Genomic DNA, 18,997 nt, shown 5'->3' on the forward strand with positions numbered 1-18,997 from the left:
ATGAGCAGCATAAAAATACCCGACAACACCGCCACTTACCTGGACAACCTGCGCAGGGATATTGTGTTCCAGGAGACCCTGCGTGGAGAGACGCTCACTTACCACACCACCTGGGGACTCTTCTCCCCGAAGGGGATCGACGAGGGAAGCCGGCTGCTGCTCGATTACCTGGAGGTGCGGGAGACGGACGACACTCTGGATCTGGGTTGTGGCTACGGACCGCTCGGCCTGACCCTGGCCCGGCTGGCGCCGCAGGGAACCAGCGTACTGGTGGATAAGGACTTTGTCGCCATTGATTACAGCCGGAAAAATGCCGCAATCAACGGCATTACCAATACGGAGATCTTTCTCAGTAACGGCTTCGCCCAGATAGGGGATCGCCGTTTTGACCTGATTGTCTCCAATCTGCCGGCCAAGACCGGCAAGGAACTCTATTACCTCTACTTTTACGATGCCCTGGTACGAATGAACCCCGGCGCCCGTTTCTATGTGGTAACAATCAGCGGATTGCGAAAATTCATCCAGAAAGCCTTCCTTGAAGTGTTCGGTAATTACAAAAAACTCAAACAGGGAAATACCTATACGGTAGCCATGGCCACGTTACCGGACTAGTCCGGTCGAGGGTCACCGTCCCAAAGGACAAGGTTTGGGCATCCGCGCTTGATGCTTTATAATCCTGTATCACAACAGACAGCCGGCTGTTATCTTTCTGATACCATGCCCTTGCATCCTGTAGGGATGTAGGAATTTTGCGTACAGATTATTCAGGAATCACCATGAAGCAAGATACAATCCTGGTTGCTGATGACGACATCTTCACACTCACCAGCATTACAAGCGGCCTGAGCGATGCCGGGTACCAGGTGGTCTCCGCCCAGGATGGCAAAACCGCCGTTCAACTTGGCCTGCTCGAACAGCCCGACCTTGCCCTCCTGGATATCCGTATGCCCGGCATGACCGGCATTGAAGCAGCGCGCGAATTAAAGCAACGTGGAAACATCAGCACCCTGTTTCTCAGCGCCTATTCCGATCATGATGTGGTGGAAGTGGCCACCCGGGAGGGCGCGCTCGGCTACCTGGTCAAACCCGTCAACATCCAGCAGTTGATTCCGGCGATTGAGACGGCGCTCAAACGTTCAGCCGAGTTGCAGCAGCTACAAAAAAAAGAGTCGGAACTACTGGGTGCCATCAGTCGCAACCGTGAAATCAGTGTTGCAGTAGGCATCTACATGCAGCGATTTGCCGCTGATGAACAGAACGCTTTTGACGCGATCAGGTGTTTCGCACGATCCAAAAGCCTGAAACTGGCCAACCTGGCCACCGCACTGGTAAAAGAGAGCGCCAGTCGCGATGACCTGATTGAGGCGATCTTCGAGCACAGCCTGAAAACGCGCTGATTCAGCCCCGGCGCAGCGGTCGGCAGGACGGGACTCCCTCCAGGCTACATATTGATTTCACCGCAAAGAACGCAAAGCGCACCAAGAGACACTGTGGCTAGGCAAGATTTCCGCTCCACCCGGCGGGTAAAGGATCGGAGAACACATACCGTTGTTTTGCTTCGAGTTCTTTGCGCTCTTCGCGGTTGTTCGAACGAGCAGAATCCGTGACTTGACTGACTGCATTCAGAGCTTTTTCAGCAGCAGTTCGTTGACCTGTTGCGGATTGGCCTTGCCTTTGGACTGCTTCATCACCTGGCCGACAAAGAAGCCGAGCATTTTCGGTCGCTTCTTCTCATCTGCCTTGCGGTAATTGCTGACCTGTTCCGGGTTGGCCTCCAGGACCTCATCCACAACCGCCTCAATCGCCCCGCTATCGGTGATCTGTTTCAATCCCCGCGCATCGATGATCTGGTCGGCACTTCCTTCACCGGCCCACATGGCCTCGAACACCTGCTTGGCGATCTTGCCGGAGATGGTATTGTCGACAATGCGCAGCAGCATGCCACCCAGGGCCTGGGCGCTTACCGGGCTCGCATCAAGTGACATGCCGGCCTTGTTCAGGGCCCCGGAGAGCTCCCCCATGACCCAGTTGGCCGCCAGCTTGGCATCCCCCGCGACTTTGGCCGCCTGCTCAAAATAGTCCGCCAGCCCCTTGCTGGCCGTGAGCACCGAGGCGTCGTACGGGCTCAATGCGTAGTCCCGCTCAAACCGGTGCCGCCTGGCGTCGGGCAGCTCCGGCATGGCCGCCCTGACCGACTCGATCAGGCCCCCATCCAGCTCCACCGGCAACAGATCCGGGTCCGGGAAATATCGGTAGTCATTGGCCTCCTCCTTGGAGCGCATGGAGCGGGTCTCATCCCGGTCGGCATCGTATAACCGGGTCTCCTGTACCACCGTGCCACCGGCCTCAATCAGGTCGATCTGGCGCTCCACCTCGATATTGATGGCGCGCTCCAGGAAGCGGAAGGAGTTCAGGTTCTTCAGCTCCGCACGGGTGCCCAGCGGCCCGCCCTGGGGCCTGACCGAGACATTGGCGTCACAGCGGAACGAACCCTCCTGCATATTGCCGTCGCAGATCCCCAGATACTGGACGATCTGGTGAATCTTTTTGGCATAGGCCACCGCCTCCCGGGCGGAACGCATATCCGGTTCCGAGACAATTTCCAGCAGCGGCGTGCCGGCCCGGTTCAGGTCCACACCGGTCATGCCGTGAAAATCCTCGTGCAGCGATTTACCGGCATCTTCCTCCAGATGGGCCCGGGTCACACCCACCGGCTTTAGCGTGCCATCATCCAGCTCAATCTCAACAACCCCCTTGCCCACGATCGGCAGCTCGAACTGGCTGATCTGGTAGCCCTTCGGCAGGTCCGGATAGAAGTAGTTTTTACGCGCAAATACCGAGCGCGGCGCAATCTCGGCATTGATCGCCACGCCGAAGGTGACGGCCATGCGCACCGCCTCCTGATTCAATACCGGCAACACACCCGGCATGCCGAGATCGATATTGCAAGCCTGGCTATTCGGCGCCGCGCCAAACGCCGTGGAGGCACCGGAAAAGATTTTTGATCTGGTCGCCAGCTGGGCATGAATCTCCAGCCCGATTACGGTTTCCCATTGCATATGCTGTCTCTGTAGTCCGTCTCTGTTACTCAAAACCGGCCGGGGCCGCACCGTGCCAGTTTGTCACCTGCTGTAGCTGGTGGGCCACGTTCAGCAGCCGCGCCTCCTGAAAATAGTTACCGATCAACTGCAGACCCACCGGCATGTCATTAACCGGCCTCACCGGAATTGACATCCCGGGCAATCCGGCCAGATTCACCGCAATGGTGTAGATATCCGAAAGATACATGTTGACCGGATCATCCGCCTTCTCGCCGATAGCAAAGGCGGTTGATGGCGCGGTCGGGCCCATGATCACGTCCACCTGTTCAAAGGCGGCGCGGAAATCGTCGGATATCAGGTGGCGGATCTTCTGCGCCTTCAGGTAGTAGGCATCGTAATAGCCGGCCGAAAGTGCGTAGGTACCGATCATGATGCGTCGTTTCACCTCGGCGCCGAATCCCTCTCCCCGGGAGCGTTTATAGAGATCCTCGAGATCTTTCGGATCGCTGCAGCGGTAGCCGTAACGCACACCGTCAAAGCGCGACAGGTTGGAGGAGCACTCGGCCGGTGCCACCACGTAGTAGGTTGGAATGCCCAAATGGGTATTGGGCAGGCTGATCTCCACCAGCTCCGCCCCCAGGCGAACGTACTCGTCCAGTGCCAGTTGAATGGACTCGGCAATCGCCGCGTCCAGCCCCTCGCCGAGATACTCTTTGGGCACGCCGATACGCAACCCCTTCAGATCATCATTCAGGGCCGACAGATAATCCGGCACCGGCTGTTCGGCACTGGTGGAATCACGGCTGTCGAAGCCGGCCATGGCCTGCAGCAGGGCGGCGGCGTCCTCCGCGCTGCGCGCCATCGGCCCACCCTGGTCCAGCGATGAGGCGAAGGCGATCATGCCGTAGCGCGACACCCGGCCATAAGTGGGCTTCAGCCCGGTAATACCGCAGAAGGCGGCCGGCTGGCGGATCGACCCGCCGGTATCCGTCCCGGTGGCCGCCACACAGAGCCGGGCTGCAACTGCGGCAGCGGAACCACCGGAAGAGCCACCCGGCACGCTGCCCGCCTTCCAGGGGTTGTGGACCGGACCGTAGAAGCTGTTTTCATTGGATGAGCCCATGGCGAACTCATCCATGTTGGCCTTGCCCAGCATGACCGCACCCGCCTGCTTCAGCTGCGAGACCACATGGGCATCATAGGGTGCGGTAAAATTATCCAGCATCCGGGAGCCGCAGCTGGTTTTCACCCCGTCGGTGCAGAAGATGTCCTTGTGCACGATGGGAATGCCCAGTAGCGGTCCGTCGTCACCCGCCCGAATCCGTCGATCCGCCAGCTCCGCCTCCTGCAGGGCGCCCTCTTCGCACACACTGATAAGACAGTTCAGCGCCGGGTTATGACTGGCAATCCGGTCCAGATAGGCCCGGGTGAGCTCAACGCTGGTGAATTCACCGCCCCGCAGGCCGTGCGCCAACTCCAAAATAGTATTGTTATGCATGCACTCTACCCATCAAAATCTTTCAGTCTCCCGAGATCGGCGACACTGTTTATTCTATCACCCGGGGCACCAGGTAGAGCCCGTCCTCGGTCAACGGGGCAATCGCCTGGAATTTCTCCCGCTGATCCGTTTCGCTCACCTCATCCGGGCGCAGGCGCTGCGCCATGTGCAGCGGGTGGGCCATCGGCTCCACCCCGGCGGTGTCGGCCGCGTCCATCTGCGCCACCAGGTGCAGGATATTCGACAGGTCTGAAGTGACCGCATCCAGCTCATCCTCACTCACGGCAAGTCGGGCCAGATGCGCAATTTTCTCAACATCGGATCTTTCCAGCGACATAACTTCCTCGAAATACAGGCCTCGATATACAGGCGGTTGATCAGGGGCTATGATGGTGCCGTGGCCGAGCCGGCGCAGCAGATCACAAAAGACCGTCGCACAGGCCGATCACAACCGGGATAACAAATTAAGAGGGGGAAATTAACACATTTCGCACCGCGCGTGCAGGTACTGAAATGATAAACACGCCCCCAAACCGGCATATTTTCCAGCAGAGTTCCTTGCCCAATACCCCCCGTGATTGCTAGATTACGTCTTTTCCCGGGGCATCACGATGGAAGCGACGCCCTGCAATAACTAACGACACACCTCACGGGATATCAATTTCGCAATGTTCAGACGCATACGCGGGCTTTTCTCCAACGATCTGTCGATCGATCTTGGGACTGCCAATACCCTGATTTATGCACGTGGCCAAGGCATCGTGCTCAACGAACCCTCCGTAGTCGCCATCCGTCAGGACCGAGGGCCGGGCAGTGGCAAGTCGGTTGCCGCAGTAGGCGAAGAAGCGAAGCGGATGCTTGGCCGTACCCCCAACAACATCACCGCGATCCGGCCGATGAAAGACGGGGTGATCGCGGATTTCACCGTCACCGAGAAGATGCTGCAGCACTTCATCCACAAGGTGCATGAGGCGAAATTGATCCGCCCCAGCCCCCGGGTGCTGGTCTGTGTGCCCTGCGGCTCGACCCAGGTTGAGCGCCGCGCCATCCGCGAATCGGCGGCCGGCGCCGGTGCCCGCGAGGTATACCTGATCGAAGAGCCGATGTCGGCCGCCATCGGCGCCGGCCTGCCAGTGAACGAGGCGCGCGGCTCCATGGTGCTGGATATCGGCGGCGGCACCTCGGAAGTGGCCATCATATCCCTCAACGGCATCGTCTATTCCAACTCGGTGCGGGTTGGCGGCGACCGTTTCGATGAGGCAATTATCAATTATGTGCGGCGCAATTACGGCACCCTGATCGGCGAAGCCACCGCCGAACGGATCAAGAAAGAGATCGGCTCCGCCTTCCCCGGCAACGAGGTGAAGGAGATGGAGATCAAGGGCCGAAACCTGGCCGAAGGCATACCCCGCAGCTTCACCCTGACCAGCAACGAAATCCTCGAGGCGATGCAGGAACCGCTTTCTGGCATTGTCGGCGCGGTGAAGGCGGCCCTGGAGCAGACGCCACCGGAACTGGGAGCGGATGTGGCCGAGTGTGGCATTGTCCTGACCGGCGGTGGTGCCCTGTTGCGGGATATCGACCGGCTACTGGAAGAGGAGACCGGTCTGCCGGTACTCATCGCGGAAGACCCGCTCACCTGCGTGGCACGGGGCGGCGGCAGGGCCCTCGAAATGCTGGACGAACGCGGTGGAGAATTTCTGTTCGCACTGGAGTAATTGCCGTCAGGCACCGATCAGAAAGCAAAGAGGCTGATCCCCTATTAAGCCGATCTTTACACAAGGTCCATCCATCAGTATCCGCGTGCTGCTCGCCGTGGTGCTATCGCTCGCCCTGATGATTGTCGATCACCGCCAGCATCATCTGGAATCGGTCCGCTCAATTCTTTCGACCCTTACCTATCCGTTGCAATTTGTGGCCAACCTGCCCATCGCCGCCGGCTATTGGGTCTCCGAGACCTTCGCCACCCGCACCCGCCTGCAGGAAGAAAACCGGGAACTGCACCGGGAGAACCTGCTGCTGCAGGGTAGACAGCAGAAACTGGCCGCCCTGGAAGCGGAGAATATGCGTCTGCGCGACCTGCTCGACTCCTCGTTCAAACTCGGCGACCGGGTATTGATCGCCGAGCTGATCGCGGTGGACATGGACCCGTACCGGCAGCTGGTGCTGCTGAACAAGGGCTCCAGCTCCGGCATCTACAAAGGCCAGCCCGTGCTGCACGCCAATGCCGTGATGGGCCAGGTGGTGCACGTCAACCGCTTCACCGCATCGGTGCTGATGATCACCGATGCCAGCCATGCCCTGCCGATCCAGGTGAATCGTAATGGTCTGCGTACCGTGGCCATCGGCACCGGGCGCATCAATGAGCTGGAACTGCCCAACCTGCCGAACAATGCCGATATAGAAGTGGGCGATCTGCTGGTCACTTCCGGACTGGGCGGCCGCTTCCCCTCCGGTTACCCGGTTGCCACCGTCACCTCGATCCGCCGTGAGCCTGGCGAACCCTTTGCCCTGATCAAGGCCCAGCCGAGCGCCCACCTGGAGCGGGCCCGCGAGGCGCTGCTGGTCTGGACCTTGACCCCTCCCGACCGGGACGACAGCGACGACAATTCCGGGCAGAGCGCGGAACAGCCGCCACCGGAGGAGCCATGACCCTGACCCCGAGGAGCGGCACCACCGTCATCATCATCAGCTTCTGCGTCGCCCTGCTGCTGGCCATTCTGCCGCTGCCGGACTGGGCCCAGATGCTGCGCCCGCAGTGGTACACGCTGGTGCTGATCTACTGGACCATGGCATTGCCGCAGCGGGTCGGTGTCGGCGTCGGCTGGCTGGTGGGTATTGTGGTGGACGTGCTCTCCGGCACCCTGCTGGGTCAGCACGCTCTGTCGCTGGCGCTGATTGCCTATATCACCTTCGAAATGCATCTGCGCATCCGCCTGTTTCCCCTGTGGCAACAGTCGCTGACTATCCTGGTACTGCTGCTACTGGAGAAACTGCTCTCTCTTTGGGTCATGGGCGCCGTGGGTCAGCCCACACCACCGCTCTCCTACTGGTTCCCTCCGCTGATCGGCATGCTGCTCTGGCCCTGGATCTACATCGTGCTGCGCGACCTGAGACGCAAGTTCCAGGTCAGCTAAGCCCATGTATCAGGCCACACTGAAAGATTACCTGCGCGAGAGCCGTCTGTTTCGGGCGCGCGCCATTACCGCCACCCTGATTATTCTGCTGCTGTTGCTGCTGCTGATCCTGCATCTCGCCAAACTGCAGATTATTGATCACGCCCACTTCACCACCCTGTCGCGGGATAACCGGGTGAAGGTGGAGCCGCTGCCACCAACTAGGGGACTGATCTATGATCGCAACGGCGTCATTCTGGCCCAGAACCTCCCCACCCACAGCCTGGAGATCACGCCCGAACGGGTCAAGGACCTGGACTGGACACTGCAGGAGCTGGGCAAGCTCATCAGCATCAGTGACAACGACCGCAAGCGCTTCAACCGGCTGAAAAGCCACCAGCGCCGTTTCGAGAGCATTCCCATCCGCGTCCAGCTGAGTGATGAAGAAGTGGCGCGTTTTGCGGTCAATCGGCATCTTTTTCCCGGTGTCGATATCCAGGCCAAGCTGTTGCGGGACTATCCACTCAAGGATGTGACGGCGCACATCCTCGGTTATGTCGGACGTATCAATAAACGCGAACTGCAGACCATTGATAATTCCAGTTACTCGGGGACCACGCATATCGGTAAAAACGGTATTGAAAAATACTACGAGGAGACCCTGCACGGCAAAGTGGGACTGCAGCAGGTGGAGATCAACGCACTGGGGCGGGTGATCCGGATACTGGAAAGCAAGCCGCCGGAGCCGGGAGCGGACCTGCACCTGACGCTGGACTCGGCCCTGCAGCGCGTCGCCATCGAGTCATTCGGGGAGGAAAACGGCGCGGCAGTGGCCATCGACCCGCAGACCGGGGATATCCTGGCCATGGTCAGCAAACCGGGATTCGATCCCAACCTGTTCGTGGAGGGCATCTCCTCGGCGGACTATAACGCCCTGCAGAACTCGGAGGAGAAGCCACTGTTCAACCGCGCCATACGCGGCCAGTATCCGCCCGGCTCCACCATCAAGCCCTTCATCGGCCTGGGGGGACTGGAGAGCGGCGTTATCACTGCAACCCGGAAAAACTACTGCCCCGGTTTTTTCCAGCTACCCAACCACAGCCACAAGTACCGGGACTGGAAAAAGGCCGGCCATGGCGCCGTCGACCTCTACGACGCTATCGCCCAGTCCTGTGACGTCTACTACTACGACCTGGCGCAGCAGATGGGCATAGACAAACTGGCCGAATATCTTGCCCCCTTCGGATTCGGCGAGAAAACCGGCGTGGACATCACCGGCGAGCTGGGCGGACTGCTGCCCTCCCGGGAGTGGAAGCGGCGCAGCAAGAATCAGCCCTGGTATCCGGGCGAAACCCTCATCACCGGCATCGGCCAGGGCTATTTCCTCACCACGCCACTGCAACTGGCCAGCGCCACCGCAACACTAGCCAGCGGCGGTTCCCGCCTGCAACCCAGAATAGTCAAGTCGATCCGCCGCAACGGTGAGCCGGACCCGCGGGAGCAGCCGGTCAGCCAGCAGCAGCAGATTGCCCGGCAATCCGAGTCCCATTGGGATAGCATTGTCGAAGCAATGATTCAGGTCACCGAGGGAGTGCGCGGCACCGCCCGGCTGATCCGCAACGAGCATTACCGCATTGCCGGCAAGACCGGCACCGCGCAGGTGTTCACCATCAAGCAGGAAGAGAAATACGAAGAGGAAAAACTGGAGAAAAAGATGCGCGATCACGCCCTCTTTATCGCCTTTGCCCCGGCCGACGCACCGCGCATCGCGGTCGCCGTAATTGTGGAAAACGGCGGTCACGGTGGCTCGGTGGCGGCGCCCATCGCCAAGGCCATCATGGACCGTTACCTGCTTCAGGACACCCGCTAATGGCACATTACAAACCGAGCGGCTTGCCAGAATCCAACCCGACCCGGGCCGAAGGGCTATTGGCGGACCTGCATCTGGACCTGCCGCTTCTCACCGGTCTGATCCTGCTATGCGGATTCGGCCTGCTGGTGCTGTACAGTGCCAGTGGCCAGGACATGGCGGTGATGGAACGCCAGTTGATCCGGCTGGGGGTTGCGTTCGCCGTGATGGTTGCGGTCGCCCAGGTGCCGCCCGCCACGCTACGCCGCTGGGCGCCCTGGCTGTTTACCGCCGGCATCCTGATGCTGATCGCCGTGCTGGTCGCCGGCCAGGTCGGCAAGGGCGCTCAGCGCTGGCTCAACCTGGGACTATTCCGCTTCCAACCGTCCGAACTGGTGAAACTGGCAGTGCCGATGATGATTGCCTGGTTTCTGGCGGAGAAATCCCTGCCTCCGCGCTGGAACCGTCTGGTCATTGCCGGTGTGATGATCCTGGTTCCGGTGCTGCTGATCGCCCGCCAGCCCGATCTCGGCACGTCACTACTGGTTGCCAGCGCGGGGATTTTTGTACTTTTTCTCGCCGGACTCAGCTGGCGCTTTATCGGCGGCATGATCCTCACCGCCATACCGGTCTCCTGGGTCCTCTGGGAGTGGGGCATGCGCGACTACCAGCGTAACCGAGTCCTCACCTTTCTCAATCCGGAGCGGGATCCATTGGGTACCGGATATCATATCATCCAGTCCAAGATCGCCATCGGCTCCGGCGGGATCTATGGCAAGGGCTGGCTGAACGGCACCCAGTCCTACCTGGAGTTCCTGCCGGAGGGCACCACTGATTTCATCTTCGCCGTTCTGTCCGAAGAGTTCGGATTCATCGGCATTCTGTTGTTGCTGGCGCTCTATCTGGTGATCGTCCTGCGCGGCCTCTATATAGCCGCCCAGGCCCAGGACACCTTCAGCCGGCTGCTGGGCGGAGCCGTCACCATGGTCTTCTTCGTCTACCTGTTCGTGAATACCGGCATGGTCAGTGGCATTCTGCCGGTGGTCGGCGTACCGCTCCCCCTGGTCAGCTACGGCGGCACCTCACTGGTGACCATTATGGCCGGGTTCGGTATCCTGATGTCCATACACACACATCGCAAGCTGCTGCCCACATAACGGGCGGCAATTGCACGAAACCGCGTTAACGCAAAAGGAACAAGGCATGGTTAACACCCTGACAAGAATCGGCTTTCTGGCGACCCTGCTGTACTGGCAGGGGGCGGTACTGGCGGCGCCCCCGACGGACCAGGTCGAGGAGCTGATCCAGGATCTGGCGGCGGAGAAGGGATACCCGACGCAAACGCTGCGTGAACTGCTGCAGGGCGCCAGCCGCAGCCAGCTGGTCATAGACAGTCTCAACCGCCCGGCTGAGACCATTCACACCTGGAAGACCTACCGGCCGATCTTTTTAAAGCAGAACCGGATCGAGGAGGGAGTCGCCTATTGGGAAAAACACAGGGAGACCCTGGAACGGGCCCAGGCGATTTACGGCGTGCCCCCGGAGATCATTGTCGCCATCATCGGCGTTGAGACCTTTTACGGCAAACGGCCCGGTACTATCAGCATACTCGACGCCCTCTACACCCAGGCTTATCACTACCCTAAACGCTACCAGTTCGGACGTAGTCAGCTGAAGGCCTTCCTGCAGATCCTCATGGAGGAACGGATGGAACCGGCCATGGCTGTAGGCTCCTATGCAGGTGCCATGGGCACGCCCCAGTTCATCCCCACCAGCTACCTCAGCTATGCGGTTGATTTCGATGGTGACGGCAAGCGGGATATCTGGGGCAATGATGCCGATGTGATCGGCAGCGTGGCCAACTATTTCAGCAAGCACAACTGGCGTGAAGGGGAGGCCGTTGCCCTGCCGGTCAGGGCAGTCGAGCCGGGACACCCCTACTATGTCGAGCCTGCCCAGCGCGCCACGCCACCGGACAAACCACTGGCCGATCTCGCGCAGGTCGGCATTGTCACCGGTCCCACCCCGGTCACGACTGACGCCAAGGCAACACTGCTGCATCTTCAAGGTGCCGAAGGCGCCGAGTTCTGGCTGGGGCTGGATAACTTCTACGTCATCACCCGCTATAACCATAGCAACCTCTACGCCATGGCGGTTTACCAGCTGAGCCAGGAAATACTGGCACTGAAGAACGGATCAGCCAGCTAATGAGCGTCGCGATGCCGGTAAAATCACTGCTCTATGGCGTGGCGTGCGCCACCTTACTCAGTGCCTGTTCGGTCCGCCCCCTCATGCCGCCCGGCTATCCCGATAGCGGCGACAGCGCACCGGCCCGGCGACTCGATCCCAATTCCATCGCGGACGCCACACCACGGGTTGAGCCGAAAAGCCGGCGCGGCAACCCGGACTCCTATGTTGTGCTCGGCCAGCGTTACCACACCCTACCAAGCAGTCGAGGCTACGTGGAACGGGGTATCGCCTCCTGGTATGGCACCAAGTTTCACGGCCGCTCCACCAGTAGCGGCGAACCCTACGATATGTATGCCATGACGGCCGCCCACAAGAGCCTGCCACTACCCACCTATGTCCAGGTCACCAACCTGCGCAATGGGCGCAGCGCCATCGTCAAGGTGAATGACCGCGGCCCTTTCCATGACAACCGACTGATCGATCTCTCCTACGCGGCGGCAACCAAGCTGGGCATCCTGGGCGAGGGTACCGGCCTGGTGGAGGTACGGGCGCTCAATCCCGGCACCCCGCCGGTGCAAACGGCACCCAGTCCGGTGATACAGGCCAGCGTACCGACGTCCCCCGGACTCTTTATCCAGGTCGGTGCCTTCAGCAGCCGCCAGAATGCCAATCAACTGAGCCAGCGGCTGACCAGTTCGCTGGGCGAGAAAGTGCGTATCCAGCAGGTCGATCACCGGGGACAACCGCTGTTTCGGGTGCAGATCGGCCCCCTGGCCAGCGTGGAACAGGTGGACAGTCTGAGTCTCAACCTGCCCCGACTGGGGATTGTCGAGACTCAGGTGATCATCGACTGACGACCCAGGGTTAAGTGGCGCACAGAAACGGCTATTCCAGGCCGGGACGTACCACCTATCCACTATCGGCAGCGGTTTTGGCCGGTCATTCGCGTTAGAATAAGCCGATAACTGACAGAACCTCGCCTGTTTTGCGCTGTCTCTAGCTGCTTCAGGTTCAAGTAACTGACAAGGATTACCATGTTTGCACGCACCACCAGAGTTGATCTATTCACCCTTTTCGGCCTTATCTTTCTCATCCTGTTCGTCCTGCCCGTCACCGCCGCCCCGGTGCCTGCACCTCCCAGTGTCGCGGCTACCGGTCACCTGCTGATCGATTTTGACAGTGGCTATGTACTGGCAGAGAACAATGCGGAACAGCGTCTTGAACCGGCCAGCCTGACCAAGATCATGACCGCCTATGTGGTAATGAAAGAGATCCAGGCAGGTCAGGTCACCCTGCAGGATCAGGTGCTGGTGAGCAAAAAAGCCTGGCGCACCCCTGGGTCACGCATGTTCATCGAGGTCGGAAAAAAGATTGCCCTCGAGGATCTGCTTAAAGGCATGATCATCCAGTCCGGCAACGACGCCAGCGTTGCCCTGGCCGAACACATTGCCGGCAGTGAAGAGACCTTTGCCAACCTGATGAATGACCACGCCCGGCGTCTGGGAATGATAAACACTCACTTCGTCAACAGCACCGGACTGCCGGATGAGCAGCACTACACCACACCGCGGGACATCGCCCGGGTGACCCGGGCCACCATCCGGGAGTTCCCGGATATCTATCAGTGGTATGCCACCAAGGAATTCACCTTCAATAACATCAAGCAGCACAATCGCAACAAGCTGCTGTGGCGCGATGACGCGGTGGATGGCGTCAAAACCGGCCATACCGAGGCAGCGGGCTTCTGTCTGGTGGCATCGGCAAAAAAAGATGGCATGCGTCTCATCTCGGTGGTGATGGGCACCAACAGCGAGGATGCCCGGGCCAGCGAGAGCCAATCCCTGCTCAATTACGGCTTTCGTTTCTTCGAGACCCACCGGCTCTACGGTGCCGGCGAAAAACTGGCCAGCACGCGGGTCTGGAAGGGCAGCCAGGAACAACTTCGTCTGGGGCTGACCCGGGACCTCTATATCACCATTCCCCGGGGGCAGTACCAGAATCTGAATGCCGGCATGCGCATTGAACCAAAAATCATTGCCCCGGTGAGCTCGGGACAACCGCTGGGCAAGGTCAATATTGCCCTGGCCGGAGAGACCATTGTAGAGGACGACCTGGTGGCGCTGGACCCGATCGCCGAGGGGGGGCTGCTGCAGACCGCCAAGGATACCGTCCTGTTATGGCTGGAGTAGGGGAGAACGACCAGACAATGCAGGCGGCACGACCGGAAATCTACCTCAACGGGCACTTTATGCCACCCCAGGAGGGGAAGGTCTCGGTCATGGACCGGGGATTTCTGTTCGGCGACGGGGTCTATGAGGTCATCCCCTGTTACGGGGGGCGGTTGTTCAGGCTGGAACACCACCTGCAACGCCTGGATAACAGCCTGCATGCCATCCGTATGCAAAATCCCCTGGACCGTGCACAGTGGCAGGCAATCCTGCAGCGGCTTATCGGGCAACTGCCGGGCGCAGACCAGTCTATCTATCTGCAGATCACGCGCGGCTCCACCGGAAAACGGGACCACGCCATCCCCACCGGCATTGCTCCAACCGTCTTCGTCATGACCCAGCCGGCGGTGTATCCCGATGCCGCCGCCCTGGCGACGGGTATCAAAGCCGTCACCCTGGAAGATAACCGCTGGCTACGCTGCGACATCAAGGCCATCACCCTGCTGGCCAATGTTCTGCTGCGCGGTGAGGCGATGGAGCACGGCGCAGCCGAGGCGATCCTGGTCCGCAATGGCTACGCCACCGAGGGGGCCACCAGCAATCTGTTCATCGTCCTGGCGGGCGAGATCATCACCCCGCCGAAAAGCGACCATCTGCTGCCCGGCATAACCCGCGACCTGGTACTGGAACTGGCGCAACAGCACGCCCTGCCCTGCAGTGAAAAAGAGATCAGCCAACAGATGCTCGACAGCGCCGACGAGATCTGGGTGACCAGTTCCACCAAAGAGGTGATGGCGGTGGTGGAACTGGACGGCAGAGCGGTTGGAAACGGCACACCCGGCCCCATTTACACCCGTATGGCCGGCTTCTACGGCGAACACAAGGCCCTGCTCCAGGCAGGCCGGATACTATCCTGAGCGACATGAACCAAGAGAAAGATACGCTGCTGGAATTCCCCTGCGAATTCTCCGTCAAGGCCATGGGCCTCTCCAGCCATACCGATTTTGAGGCGCTGGTGATGGAGATCGTGTCAGTCCACGTCCCGGATCTGACGCCCGACGCCAGCCGCAGCCGGACCAGCAAAAACGGCAAATACCTGTCCGTCACCATTACCTTTCAGGCCACCAGCAAGGCCCAGCTGGACGCCATCTATTACGATCTGACCGATCATAACGATGTGGTGATGAGTCTCTGATGGGCAACCGCCCCGCCCTTCCGCCACTGATCCGGCAGCTGGGCCGGCAGCCCTATGAGCCGGTGTGGCAGGAGATGCAGGCCTTCACCGCCAGCCGGGATGCGACCACCCGGGATGAAATCTGGCTGGTGGAACATCTACCGGTATTCACCCTGGGACAGGCCGGCAAGCCGGAGCACCTGCTCGCCCCGGGTGATATCCCCGTCATCCGAACGGATCGCGGCGGCCAGGTCACCTACCACGGCCCGGGACAGCTGGTCGCGTACCTGCTGCTGAATCTGCGACACTACGGCCTGGGGGTGCGCCAGCTGGTCACCCTGATCGAACAGAGCATCGTGGATCTGCTGCGGGAGTTCGGGATTGCATCGGCGGCCCGCCCGGACGCTCCCGGTGTCTATGTGGACGGCAGCAAGATCGCGGCGCTGGGGCTGCGGGTGCGGCATGGCTGCAGTTTTCATGGCCTGAGTCTGAATGTGGACATGGATCTGGAGCCGTTCAGCCGCATCAATCCCTGTGGCTATCCGGATCTACAGGTGGTACAGATGCGCGACCTGACGCAACCGGTGGCGCTGTTTACCGTGGGTAACCGGCTGGCCCGCCACATCTTAAGGCGACTCGGCTACAATCAAAACGAACTAACAACAGGCGATAACATTTCCCATGAGTAAAGCCGAAGACCACAACGCCCCATCCCGGGCCACCCCCGAGACCCACCAGCGCGGCAGCGAAAAACTGGCCAGGATTCCCGTAAAAGTGGAGCCGACCCGCGTGATGCCACGCAAGCCGGACTGGATTCGGGTAAAAATGCCCAGTGGTGAGCGGGTCAACCAGATCAAGCAGATCCTGCGCCAGAGCAAACTCAGCTCGGTGTGTGAAGAGGCTGCCTGTCCCAATCTGGGGGAGTGCTTCAGCCACGGCACCGCCACCTTCATGATCATGGGGGATATCTGCACCCGTCGCTGCCCCTTCTGCGACGTAGCCCACGGCAAGCCGCTGCCGCTGGACCCGCATGAGCCGGCAGAACTGGCCGAGGCGGTAAAGGCGATGCAGTTGCGCTACGTGGTGGTCACCTCGGTGGACCGGGATGATTTGCGGGATGGCGGCGCCGGGCATTTCGTCGACTGCATAACAGCCTTGCGCGGCAGCAACCCGGACACCCGCATCGAGATCCTGGTACCCGATTTCCGTGGCCGTATCGACGTAGCACTGGAGGCGTTCGCCGAGACCCAGCCGGACGTGTTCAACCACAATCTGGAGACCATCCCCCGACTCTACCGCCAGGCCCGCCCCGGCGCGGACTACCAGGGATCACTCGATCTTTTGGCCCGATTCAAGCAACGCCACCCCGATGTACAGACCAAGTCCGGCTTGATGCTGGGACTGGGCGAGACCACTGACGAAGTGCTGACCGTGATGCAGGACCTGCGTGATCACCAGGTCAACATGCTGACGCTGGGCCAGTACCTGCAGCCCAGCCGGGACCATCTGCCGGTTGACCGCTTCGTCACACCCCGGGAATTCGATGACCTGCGCCAGCAGGGCGAGGCGATGGGCTTCGCCAATGTAGCCAGTGGCCCGCTGGTACGCTCCTCCTATCACGCCGACCTGCAGGCCAATCCGCTACTCGATCGCGATAATCAGGAGTAATCGATGAATCAGGAGATCGTCTGGGCCCTGAAACCCCTGATCCTGCCACCGGGAATACTGATAATACTGGGACTGCTCGGCCTGGTTCTGGCCCGGCGACTGATTGGCAAACTGCTGCTGCTGGCCACCCTGACCGGATTCTATCTGCTGTCGACGCCTTACTTTTCCGGTCAGCTGATGGCCGGCCTGGAGACGGTTGCCGCACTGACCGAGGCCCAGATCCGCAGTTCCAGCGCCGACGCCATCGTGGTACTGGGCGCCGGCCGACATGAATCGGCTCCGGAATTTGGCGATCAGGACACGGTCAATGCGCTGTTTCTGGAGCGGCTGCGTTACGCCGCCTGGCTATCACACAAAAGCGGCCTGCCGCTGATTCCCAGTGGTGGTACCCCGCGCAGCAACGGCCCCAGCGAGGCGGCGATTGCCAGGGTGCTACTGGAGCAGGAGTTCGGCGCAAAAGTGCTGGCCGTGGAAGAGCAGAGCCGCACCACCCGGGAGCAAGCCCGGGCACTCAAACCGCTGTTGAGCAGACGTGGCATTCGCAAGATCATGCTGGTGACTCATGCCTGGCATATGCTGCGCGCCCTGGATGTATTCGAGGCAGTCGGAATCGAGGTGCAGCCGGCACCAACCGGGTTTGCCCATGGGCCGGCTGACCGGGCCTCGTTCCACGACTGGTTGCCCAACGCCAAGGCATTTCTGAACAGCTACTTTGCCCTGCATGAACACCTGGGACGCTGGTGGTATCGTTTCCTCGGCTGAGGCGTTTCTGACAAGTTATTTCACGCTGCCCGGCAGCGGCTCCAAGAGACAGCCAGCCCGCCACAGCCGGGCAAACTGCCATCCGGCCGACCGGGCATCACCACTTACCCAGAATCGTTCGTTGCCGGCGACCGCACTGTCCGTCAACAATCCCAGAAGGTCGAGGCGGCGCTGCAATTCCCGGGCAATTGCCGGTCCGGTATCCACAATCTCCACTTCCGGTCCCGCCAGCTCCTGAATCAGCGGCCTCAGATAGGGGTAATGGGTGCAACCGAGCACCAGGGTATCCACACCCTGCCGCAGCAAGGGAGTGATGATGGACGCAATCAACTCACGTGCCCCGGCACTATCAAACGTGCACGACTCTACCTGTTCCACCCAACCCGGGCAGGGCTGTACGATCACCTGACGCTGTTGCCCATGAGCCGAGACCAGGCGCCGGAATTTTTCACTGCCCAGGGTGCCTTCCGTCGCCAAAACCCCGACCACCCCGCCCCGACTGCGACTGATTCCCGGCTTTAGCCCCGGTTCGACGCCGATTACCGGCAGCGCAAACCGTTGCCGCAGCTCGGCAACCGCTACCGCAGTGGCGGTATTGCAGGCCACCACAATGGCCTTGGCGCCCCGCTCCACCAGGAACCGGCTAATCGCCACAGAACGCCGGAGCACCACGTCAGGCGGCTTGCTGCCATAGGGGAGATGGCCGGTGTCGGCCACATAAAGGAGTGACTCCGCCGGCAACAGCCGGCGGATATGTTTCAGTACCGACAGCCCGCCAATCCCGGAATCGAAAACACCGATCGGTCCGGCAACTTCCAGGTCAGTCATCATCCCGACGATATTCGCCTTCAATCACCCGATGCTCGCCGGGTTGCTGCGCAGGATCGACACCCGGGGCGGGACGCATGGTCCCGGAACGTTTCAGGAACCAGACGATCATGGCACGGCGTATGGGCGGGATCAGGCAGAGAAAACCGAACAAGTCGGTAAAAAATCCGGGTAACAACAGCAGGATACCGCTGAGCAGCAACACCACCCCTTCCAGCATTTCGATGGCCGGCACTTCTCCGCGGTCCATCCCGGCCCGCACCCGCATGGCGGTGGAAAAGCCCTGCAAGCGGACCAGCAATCCACCCAGCACCGCGGTAAAAACGGTAAGAAATATGGTCGGCAGGGCGCCTATCTGAGAACCAACCTCGATCAGGAAATAGAGCTCAAACAGGGGAATTCCGACAAACAGCAGCAGAAGCAGGACTATTGGATTCATGGGGGCAGAGCTTACGCCCCGAATCTACGCGATTCAAGCTGACCACCACCTGCCGGGAATCGCCTCATGCCGTGTAGCCCGAATTACTCTCGCAAGAATACAGCGCACGCAAAGGTCAAAAAACTCGGGGTAAATAACAGCTCATCGCCTAATCCAGGGTCTGTTGTGATATCAGGGCAGTTTCTCCAGGTTATCGTGGCGCTCTTGGCGTCTTTGCCAGAGGTTGACGCAAAGTTCAATTCACTGAAGAAGTCTCGCCCTGCA

20 protein-coding genes are annotated in these 18,997 nt (G+C 60.3%); 15 read left to right on the forward strand and 5 right to left on the reverse strand.

The window, feature by feature from the left end; genetic code table 11:
- A complete protein-coding gene (locus tag ACHZBF_RS15665) occupies nucleotides 1-612 on the forward strand; it encodes a class I SAM-dependent methyltransferase (protein WP_051302657.1) in 612 nt (203 codons plus the stop codon).
- A 164-nt stretch (nucleotides 613-776) separates the two neighbouring features.
- Nucleotides 777-1,397 (forward strand): ANTAR domain-containing response regulator, encoded by a 621-nt coding sequence (locus tag ACHZBF_RS15670; protein WP_051302654.1) that lies wholly within the window; start codon nucleotides 777-779, stop codon nucleotides 1,395-1,397.
- A 225-nt stretch (nucleotides 1,398-1,622) separates the two neighbouring features.
- Here ACHZBF_RS15670 and gatB read toward each other — a convergent pair whose 3' ends face one another.
- From gatB to gatC, 3 genes are read right to left on the reverse strand one after another with little or no spacing between them, the layout of a single operon-like run.
- On the reverse strand, nucleotides 1,623-3,092 hold the full coding sequence (gene gatB, locus ACHZBF_RS15675) for an Asp-tRNA(Asn)/Glu-tRNA(Gln) amidotransferase subunit GatB (RefSeq protein WP_321528946.1): 1,470 nt from the start codon (nucleotides 3,090-3,092) through the stop codon (nucleotides 1,623-1,625).
- Nucleotides 3,085-4,539 (reverse strand): Asp-tRNA(Asn)/Glu-tRNA(Gln) amidotransferase subunit GatA, encoded by a 1,455-nt coding sequence (gatA, locus tag ACHZBF_RS15680; RefSeq protein ID WP_321528947.1) that lies wholly within the window; start codon nucleotides 4,537-4,539, stop codon nucleotides 3,085-3,087. The genes gatB and gatA overlap by 8 nt, the downstream gene beginning before the upstream one ends.
- Before the next feature lie 49 nt (nucleotides 4,540-4,588).
- Nucleotides 4,589-4,876 (reverse strand): Asp-tRNA(Asn)/Glu-tRNA(Gln) amidotransferase subunit GatC, encoded by a 288-nt coding sequence (gene gatC / locus ACHZBF_RS15685; RefSeq protein WP_029134769.1) that lies wholly within the window; start codon nucleotides 4,874-4,876, stop codon nucleotides 4,589-4,591.
- Between the two features lie 331 nt (nucleotides 4,877-5,207).
- Between gatC and ACHZBF_RS15690 the strand changes: the two genes are divergently transcribed.
- The 13 genes from ACHZBF_RS15690 to ACHZBF_RS15750 all read left to right on the forward strand — a co-directional run bounded on the left by ACHZBF_RS15690 (nucleotide 5,208) and on the right by ACHZBF_RS15750 (nucleotide 17,466).
- Nucleotides 5,208-6,257, forward strand: a complete 1,050-nt coding sequence (locus ACHZBF_RS15690; RefSeq protein WP_029134768.1) for a rod shape-determining protein — start codon at nucleotides 5,208-5,210, stop codon at nucleotides 6,255-6,257.
- A gap of 52 nt (nucleotides 6,258-6,309) precedes the next feature.
- The gene (mreC, locus tag ACHZBF_RS15695; protein WP_321529395.1) at nucleotides 6,310-7,191 is read left to right on the forward strand and encodes a rod shape-determining protein MreC; all 882 of its coding nucleotides are present in this window, start codon (nucleotides 6,310-6,312) and stop codon (nucleotides 7,189-7,191) included.
- Nucleotides 7,188-7,676: a rod shape-determining protein MreD gene (mreD, locus tag ACHZBF_RS15700; protein ID WP_029134767.1), complete on the forward strand. Its 489-nt coding sequence runs from the start codon at nucleotides 7,188-7,190 to the stop codon at nucleotides 7,674-7,676. Before mreC ends, mreD begins: the two co-directional genes overlap by 4 nt.
- 4 nt (nucleotides 7,677-7,680) lie before the next feature.
- Nucleotides 7,681-9,525 (forward strand): penicillin-binding protein 2, encoded by a 1,845-nt coding sequence (mrdA, locus tag ACHZBF_RS15705; protein WP_321528948.1) that lies wholly within the window; start codon nucleotides 7,681-7,683, stop codon nucleotides 9,523-9,525.
- A complete protein-coding gene (gene rodA / locus ACHZBF_RS15710; protein ID WP_037376032.1) occupies nucleotides 9,525-10,661 on the forward strand; it encodes a rod shape-determining protein RodA in 1,137 nt (378 codons plus the stop codon). The genes mrdA and rodA overlap by 1 nt, the downstream gene beginning before the upstream one ends.
- A gap of 46 nt (nucleotides 10,662-10,707) precedes the next feature.
- Nucleotides 10,708-11,712, forward strand: coding sequence for a lytic murein transglycosylase B (mltB, locus tag ACHZBF_RS15715; RefSeq protein ID WP_321528949.1), 1,005 nt, complete (start codon nucleotides 10,708-10,710; stop codon nucleotides 11,710-11,712).
- Nucleotides 11,713-11,723: 11 nt separating this feature from the next.
- On the forward strand, nucleotides 11,724-12,548 hold the full coding sequence (locus tag ACHZBF_RS15720; protein WP_321528950.1) for a septal ring lytic transglycosylase RlpA family protein: 825 nt from the start codon (nucleotides 11,724-11,726) through the stop codon (nucleotides 12,546-12,548).
- 180 nt (nucleotides 12,549-12,728) lie between these two features.
- Nucleotides 12,729-13,883, forward strand: coding sequence for a D-alanyl-D-alanine carboxypeptidase family protein (locus ACHZBF_RS15725; RefSeq protein ID WP_321528951.1), 1,155 nt, complete (start codon nucleotides 12,729-12,731; stop codon nucleotides 13,881-13,883).
- Nucleotides 13,871-14,779 (forward strand): D-amino acid aminotransferase, encoded by a 909-nt coding sequence (locus ACHZBF_RS15730; protein WP_245621791.1) that lies wholly within the window; start codon nucleotides 13,871-13,873, stop codon nucleotides 14,777-14,779. Before ACHZBF_RS15725 ends, ACHZBF_RS15730 begins: the two co-directional genes overlap by 13 nt.
- A gap of 5 nt (nucleotides 14,780-14,784) precedes the next feature.
- Nucleotides 14,785-15,057: a YbeD family protein gene (locus tag ACHZBF_RS15735; RefSeq protein WP_029134761.1), complete on the forward strand. Its 273-nt coding sequence runs from the start codon at nucleotides 14,785-14,787 to the stop codon at nucleotides 15,055-15,057.
- Nucleotides 15,057-15,725, forward strand: a complete 669-nt coding sequence (gene lipB / locus ACHZBF_RS15740) for a lipoyl(octanoyl) transferase LipB (RefSeq protein WP_273440039.1) — start codon at nucleotides 15,057-15,059, stop codon at nucleotides 15,723-15,725. The genes ACHZBF_RS15735 and lipB overlap by 1 nt, the downstream gene beginning before the upstream one ends.
- Nucleotides 15,718-16,704 carry a lipoyl synthase gene (lipA, locus tag ACHZBF_RS15745; protein ID WP_321528952.1) on the forward strand — a complete coding sequence of 329 codons (987 nt, stop codon included), beginning with the start codon at nucleotides 15,718-15,720 and terminating at the stop codon, nucleotides 16,702-16,704. Before lipB ends, lipA begins: the two co-directional genes overlap by 8 nt.
- A gap of 3 nt (nucleotides 16,705-16,707) precedes the next feature.
- The gene (locus tag ACHZBF_RS15750; protein ID WP_321528953.1) at nucleotides 16,708-17,466 is read left to right on the forward strand and encodes a YdcF family protein; all 759 of its coding nucleotides are present in this window, start codon (nucleotides 16,708-16,710) and stop codon (nucleotides 17,464-17,466) included.
- A 15-nt stretch (nucleotides 17,467-17,481) separates the two neighbouring features.
- On the opposite strand, the gene murI is transcribed toward ACHZBF_RS15750, so the two are convergent.
- Both murI and ACHZBF_RS15760 read right to left on the reverse strand, forming a co-directional pair.
- Nucleotides 17,482-18,297 carry a glutamate racemase gene (murI, locus tag ACHZBF_RS15755; protein WP_321528954.1) on the reverse strand — a complete coding sequence of 272 codons (816 nt, stop codon included), beginning with the start codon at nucleotides 18,295-18,297 and terminating at the stop codon, nucleotides 17,482-17,484.
- Nucleotides 18,287-18,733, reverse strand: coding sequence for an FxsA family protein (locus ACHZBF_RS15760; RefSeq protein ID WP_273440045.1), 447 nt, complete (start codon nucleotides 18,731-18,733; stop codon nucleotides 18,287-18,289). Before ACHZBF_RS15760 ends, murI begins: the two co-directional genes overlap by 11 nt.
- Between the last annotated feature and the right edge of the window lie 264 nt (nucleotides 18,734-18,997).

It is taken from the genome of Sedimenticola selenatireducens, from assembly GCF_963675335.2.
Classification (GTDB): Bacteria; Pseudomonadota; Gammaproteobacteria; order Chromatiales; family Chromatiaceae; genus Sedimenticola; species Sedimenticola selenatireducens.

Excerpts from the sequence above, each read along its gene's own strand:
- ACHZBF_RS15665 (WP_051302657.1), top strand. The coding sequence starts at position 1 with ATGAGCAGCATAAAAATACCCGACAACACCGCCACTTACCTGGACAAC.
- ACHZBF_RS15670 (WP_051302654.1), top strand. The coding sequence starts at position 777 with ATGAAGCAAGATACAATCCTGGTTGCTGATGACGACATCTTCACACTC.
- gatA (WP_321528947.1), bottom strand. The coding sequence starts at position 4,539 with ATGCATAACAATACTATTTTGGAGTTGGCGCACGGCCTGCGGGGCGGT.
- gatC (WP_029134769.1), bottom strand. The coding sequence starts at position 4,876 with ATGTCGCTGGAAAGATCCGATGTTGAGAAAATTGCGCATCTGGCCCGA.
- ACHZBF_RS15690 (WP_029134768.1), top strand. The coding sequence starts at position 5,208 with ATGTTCAGACGCATACGCGGGCTTTTCTCCAACGATCTGTCGATCGAT.
- mreD (WP_029134767.1), top strand. The coding sequence starts at position 7,188 with ATGACCCTGACCCCGAGGAGCGGCACCACCGTCATCATCATCAGCTTC.
- mrdA (WP_321528948.1), top strand. The coding sequence starts at position 7,681 with ATGTATCAGGCCACACTGAAAGATTACCTGCGCGAGAGCCGTCTGTTT.
- rodA (WP_037376032.1), top strand. The coding sequence starts at position 9,525 with ATGGCACATTACAAACCGAGCGGCTTGCCAGAATCCAACCCGACCCGG.
- mltB (WP_321528949.1), top strand. The coding sequence starts at position 10,708 with ATGGTTAACACCCTGACAAGAATCGGCTTTCTGGCGACCCTGCTGTAC.
- ACHZBF_RS15720 (WP_321528950.1), top strand. The coding sequence starts at position 11,724 with ATGCCGGTAAAATCACTGCTCTATGGCGTGGCGTGCGCCACCTTACTC.
- ACHZBF_RS15725 (WP_321528951.1), top strand. The coding sequence starts at position 12,729 with ATGTTTGCACGCACCACCAGAGTTGATCTATTCACCCTTTTCGGCCTT.
- ACHZBF_RS15730 (WP_245621791.1), top strand. The coding sequence starts at position 13,871 with ATGGCTGGAGTAGGGGAGAACGACCAGACAATGCAGGCGGCACGACCG.
- ACHZBF_RS15735 (WP_029134761.1), top strand. The coding sequence starts at position 14,785 with ATGAACCAAGAGAAAGATACGCTGCTGGAATTCCCCTGCGAATTCTCC.
- lipB (WP_273440039.1), top strand. The coding sequence starts at position 15,057 with ATGGGCAACCGCCCCGCCCTTCCGCCACTGATCCGGCAGCTGGGCCGG.
- lipA (WP_321528952.1), top strand. The coding sequence starts at position 15,718 with ATGAGTAAAGCCGAAGACCACAACGCCCCATCCCGGGCCACCCCCGAG.
- ACHZBF_RS15750 (WP_321528953.1), top strand. The coding sequence starts at position 16,708 with ATGAATCAGGAGATCGTCTGGGCCCTGAAACCCCTGATCCTGCCACCG.
- murI (WP_321528954.1), bottom strand. The coding sequence starts at position 18,297 with ATGATGACTGACCTGGAAGTTGCCGGACCGATCGGTGTTTTCGATTCC.
- ACHZBF_RS15760 (WP_273440045.1), bottom strand. The coding sequence starts at position 18,733 with ATGAATCCAATAGTCCTGCTTCTGCTGCTGTTTGTCGGAATTCCCCTG.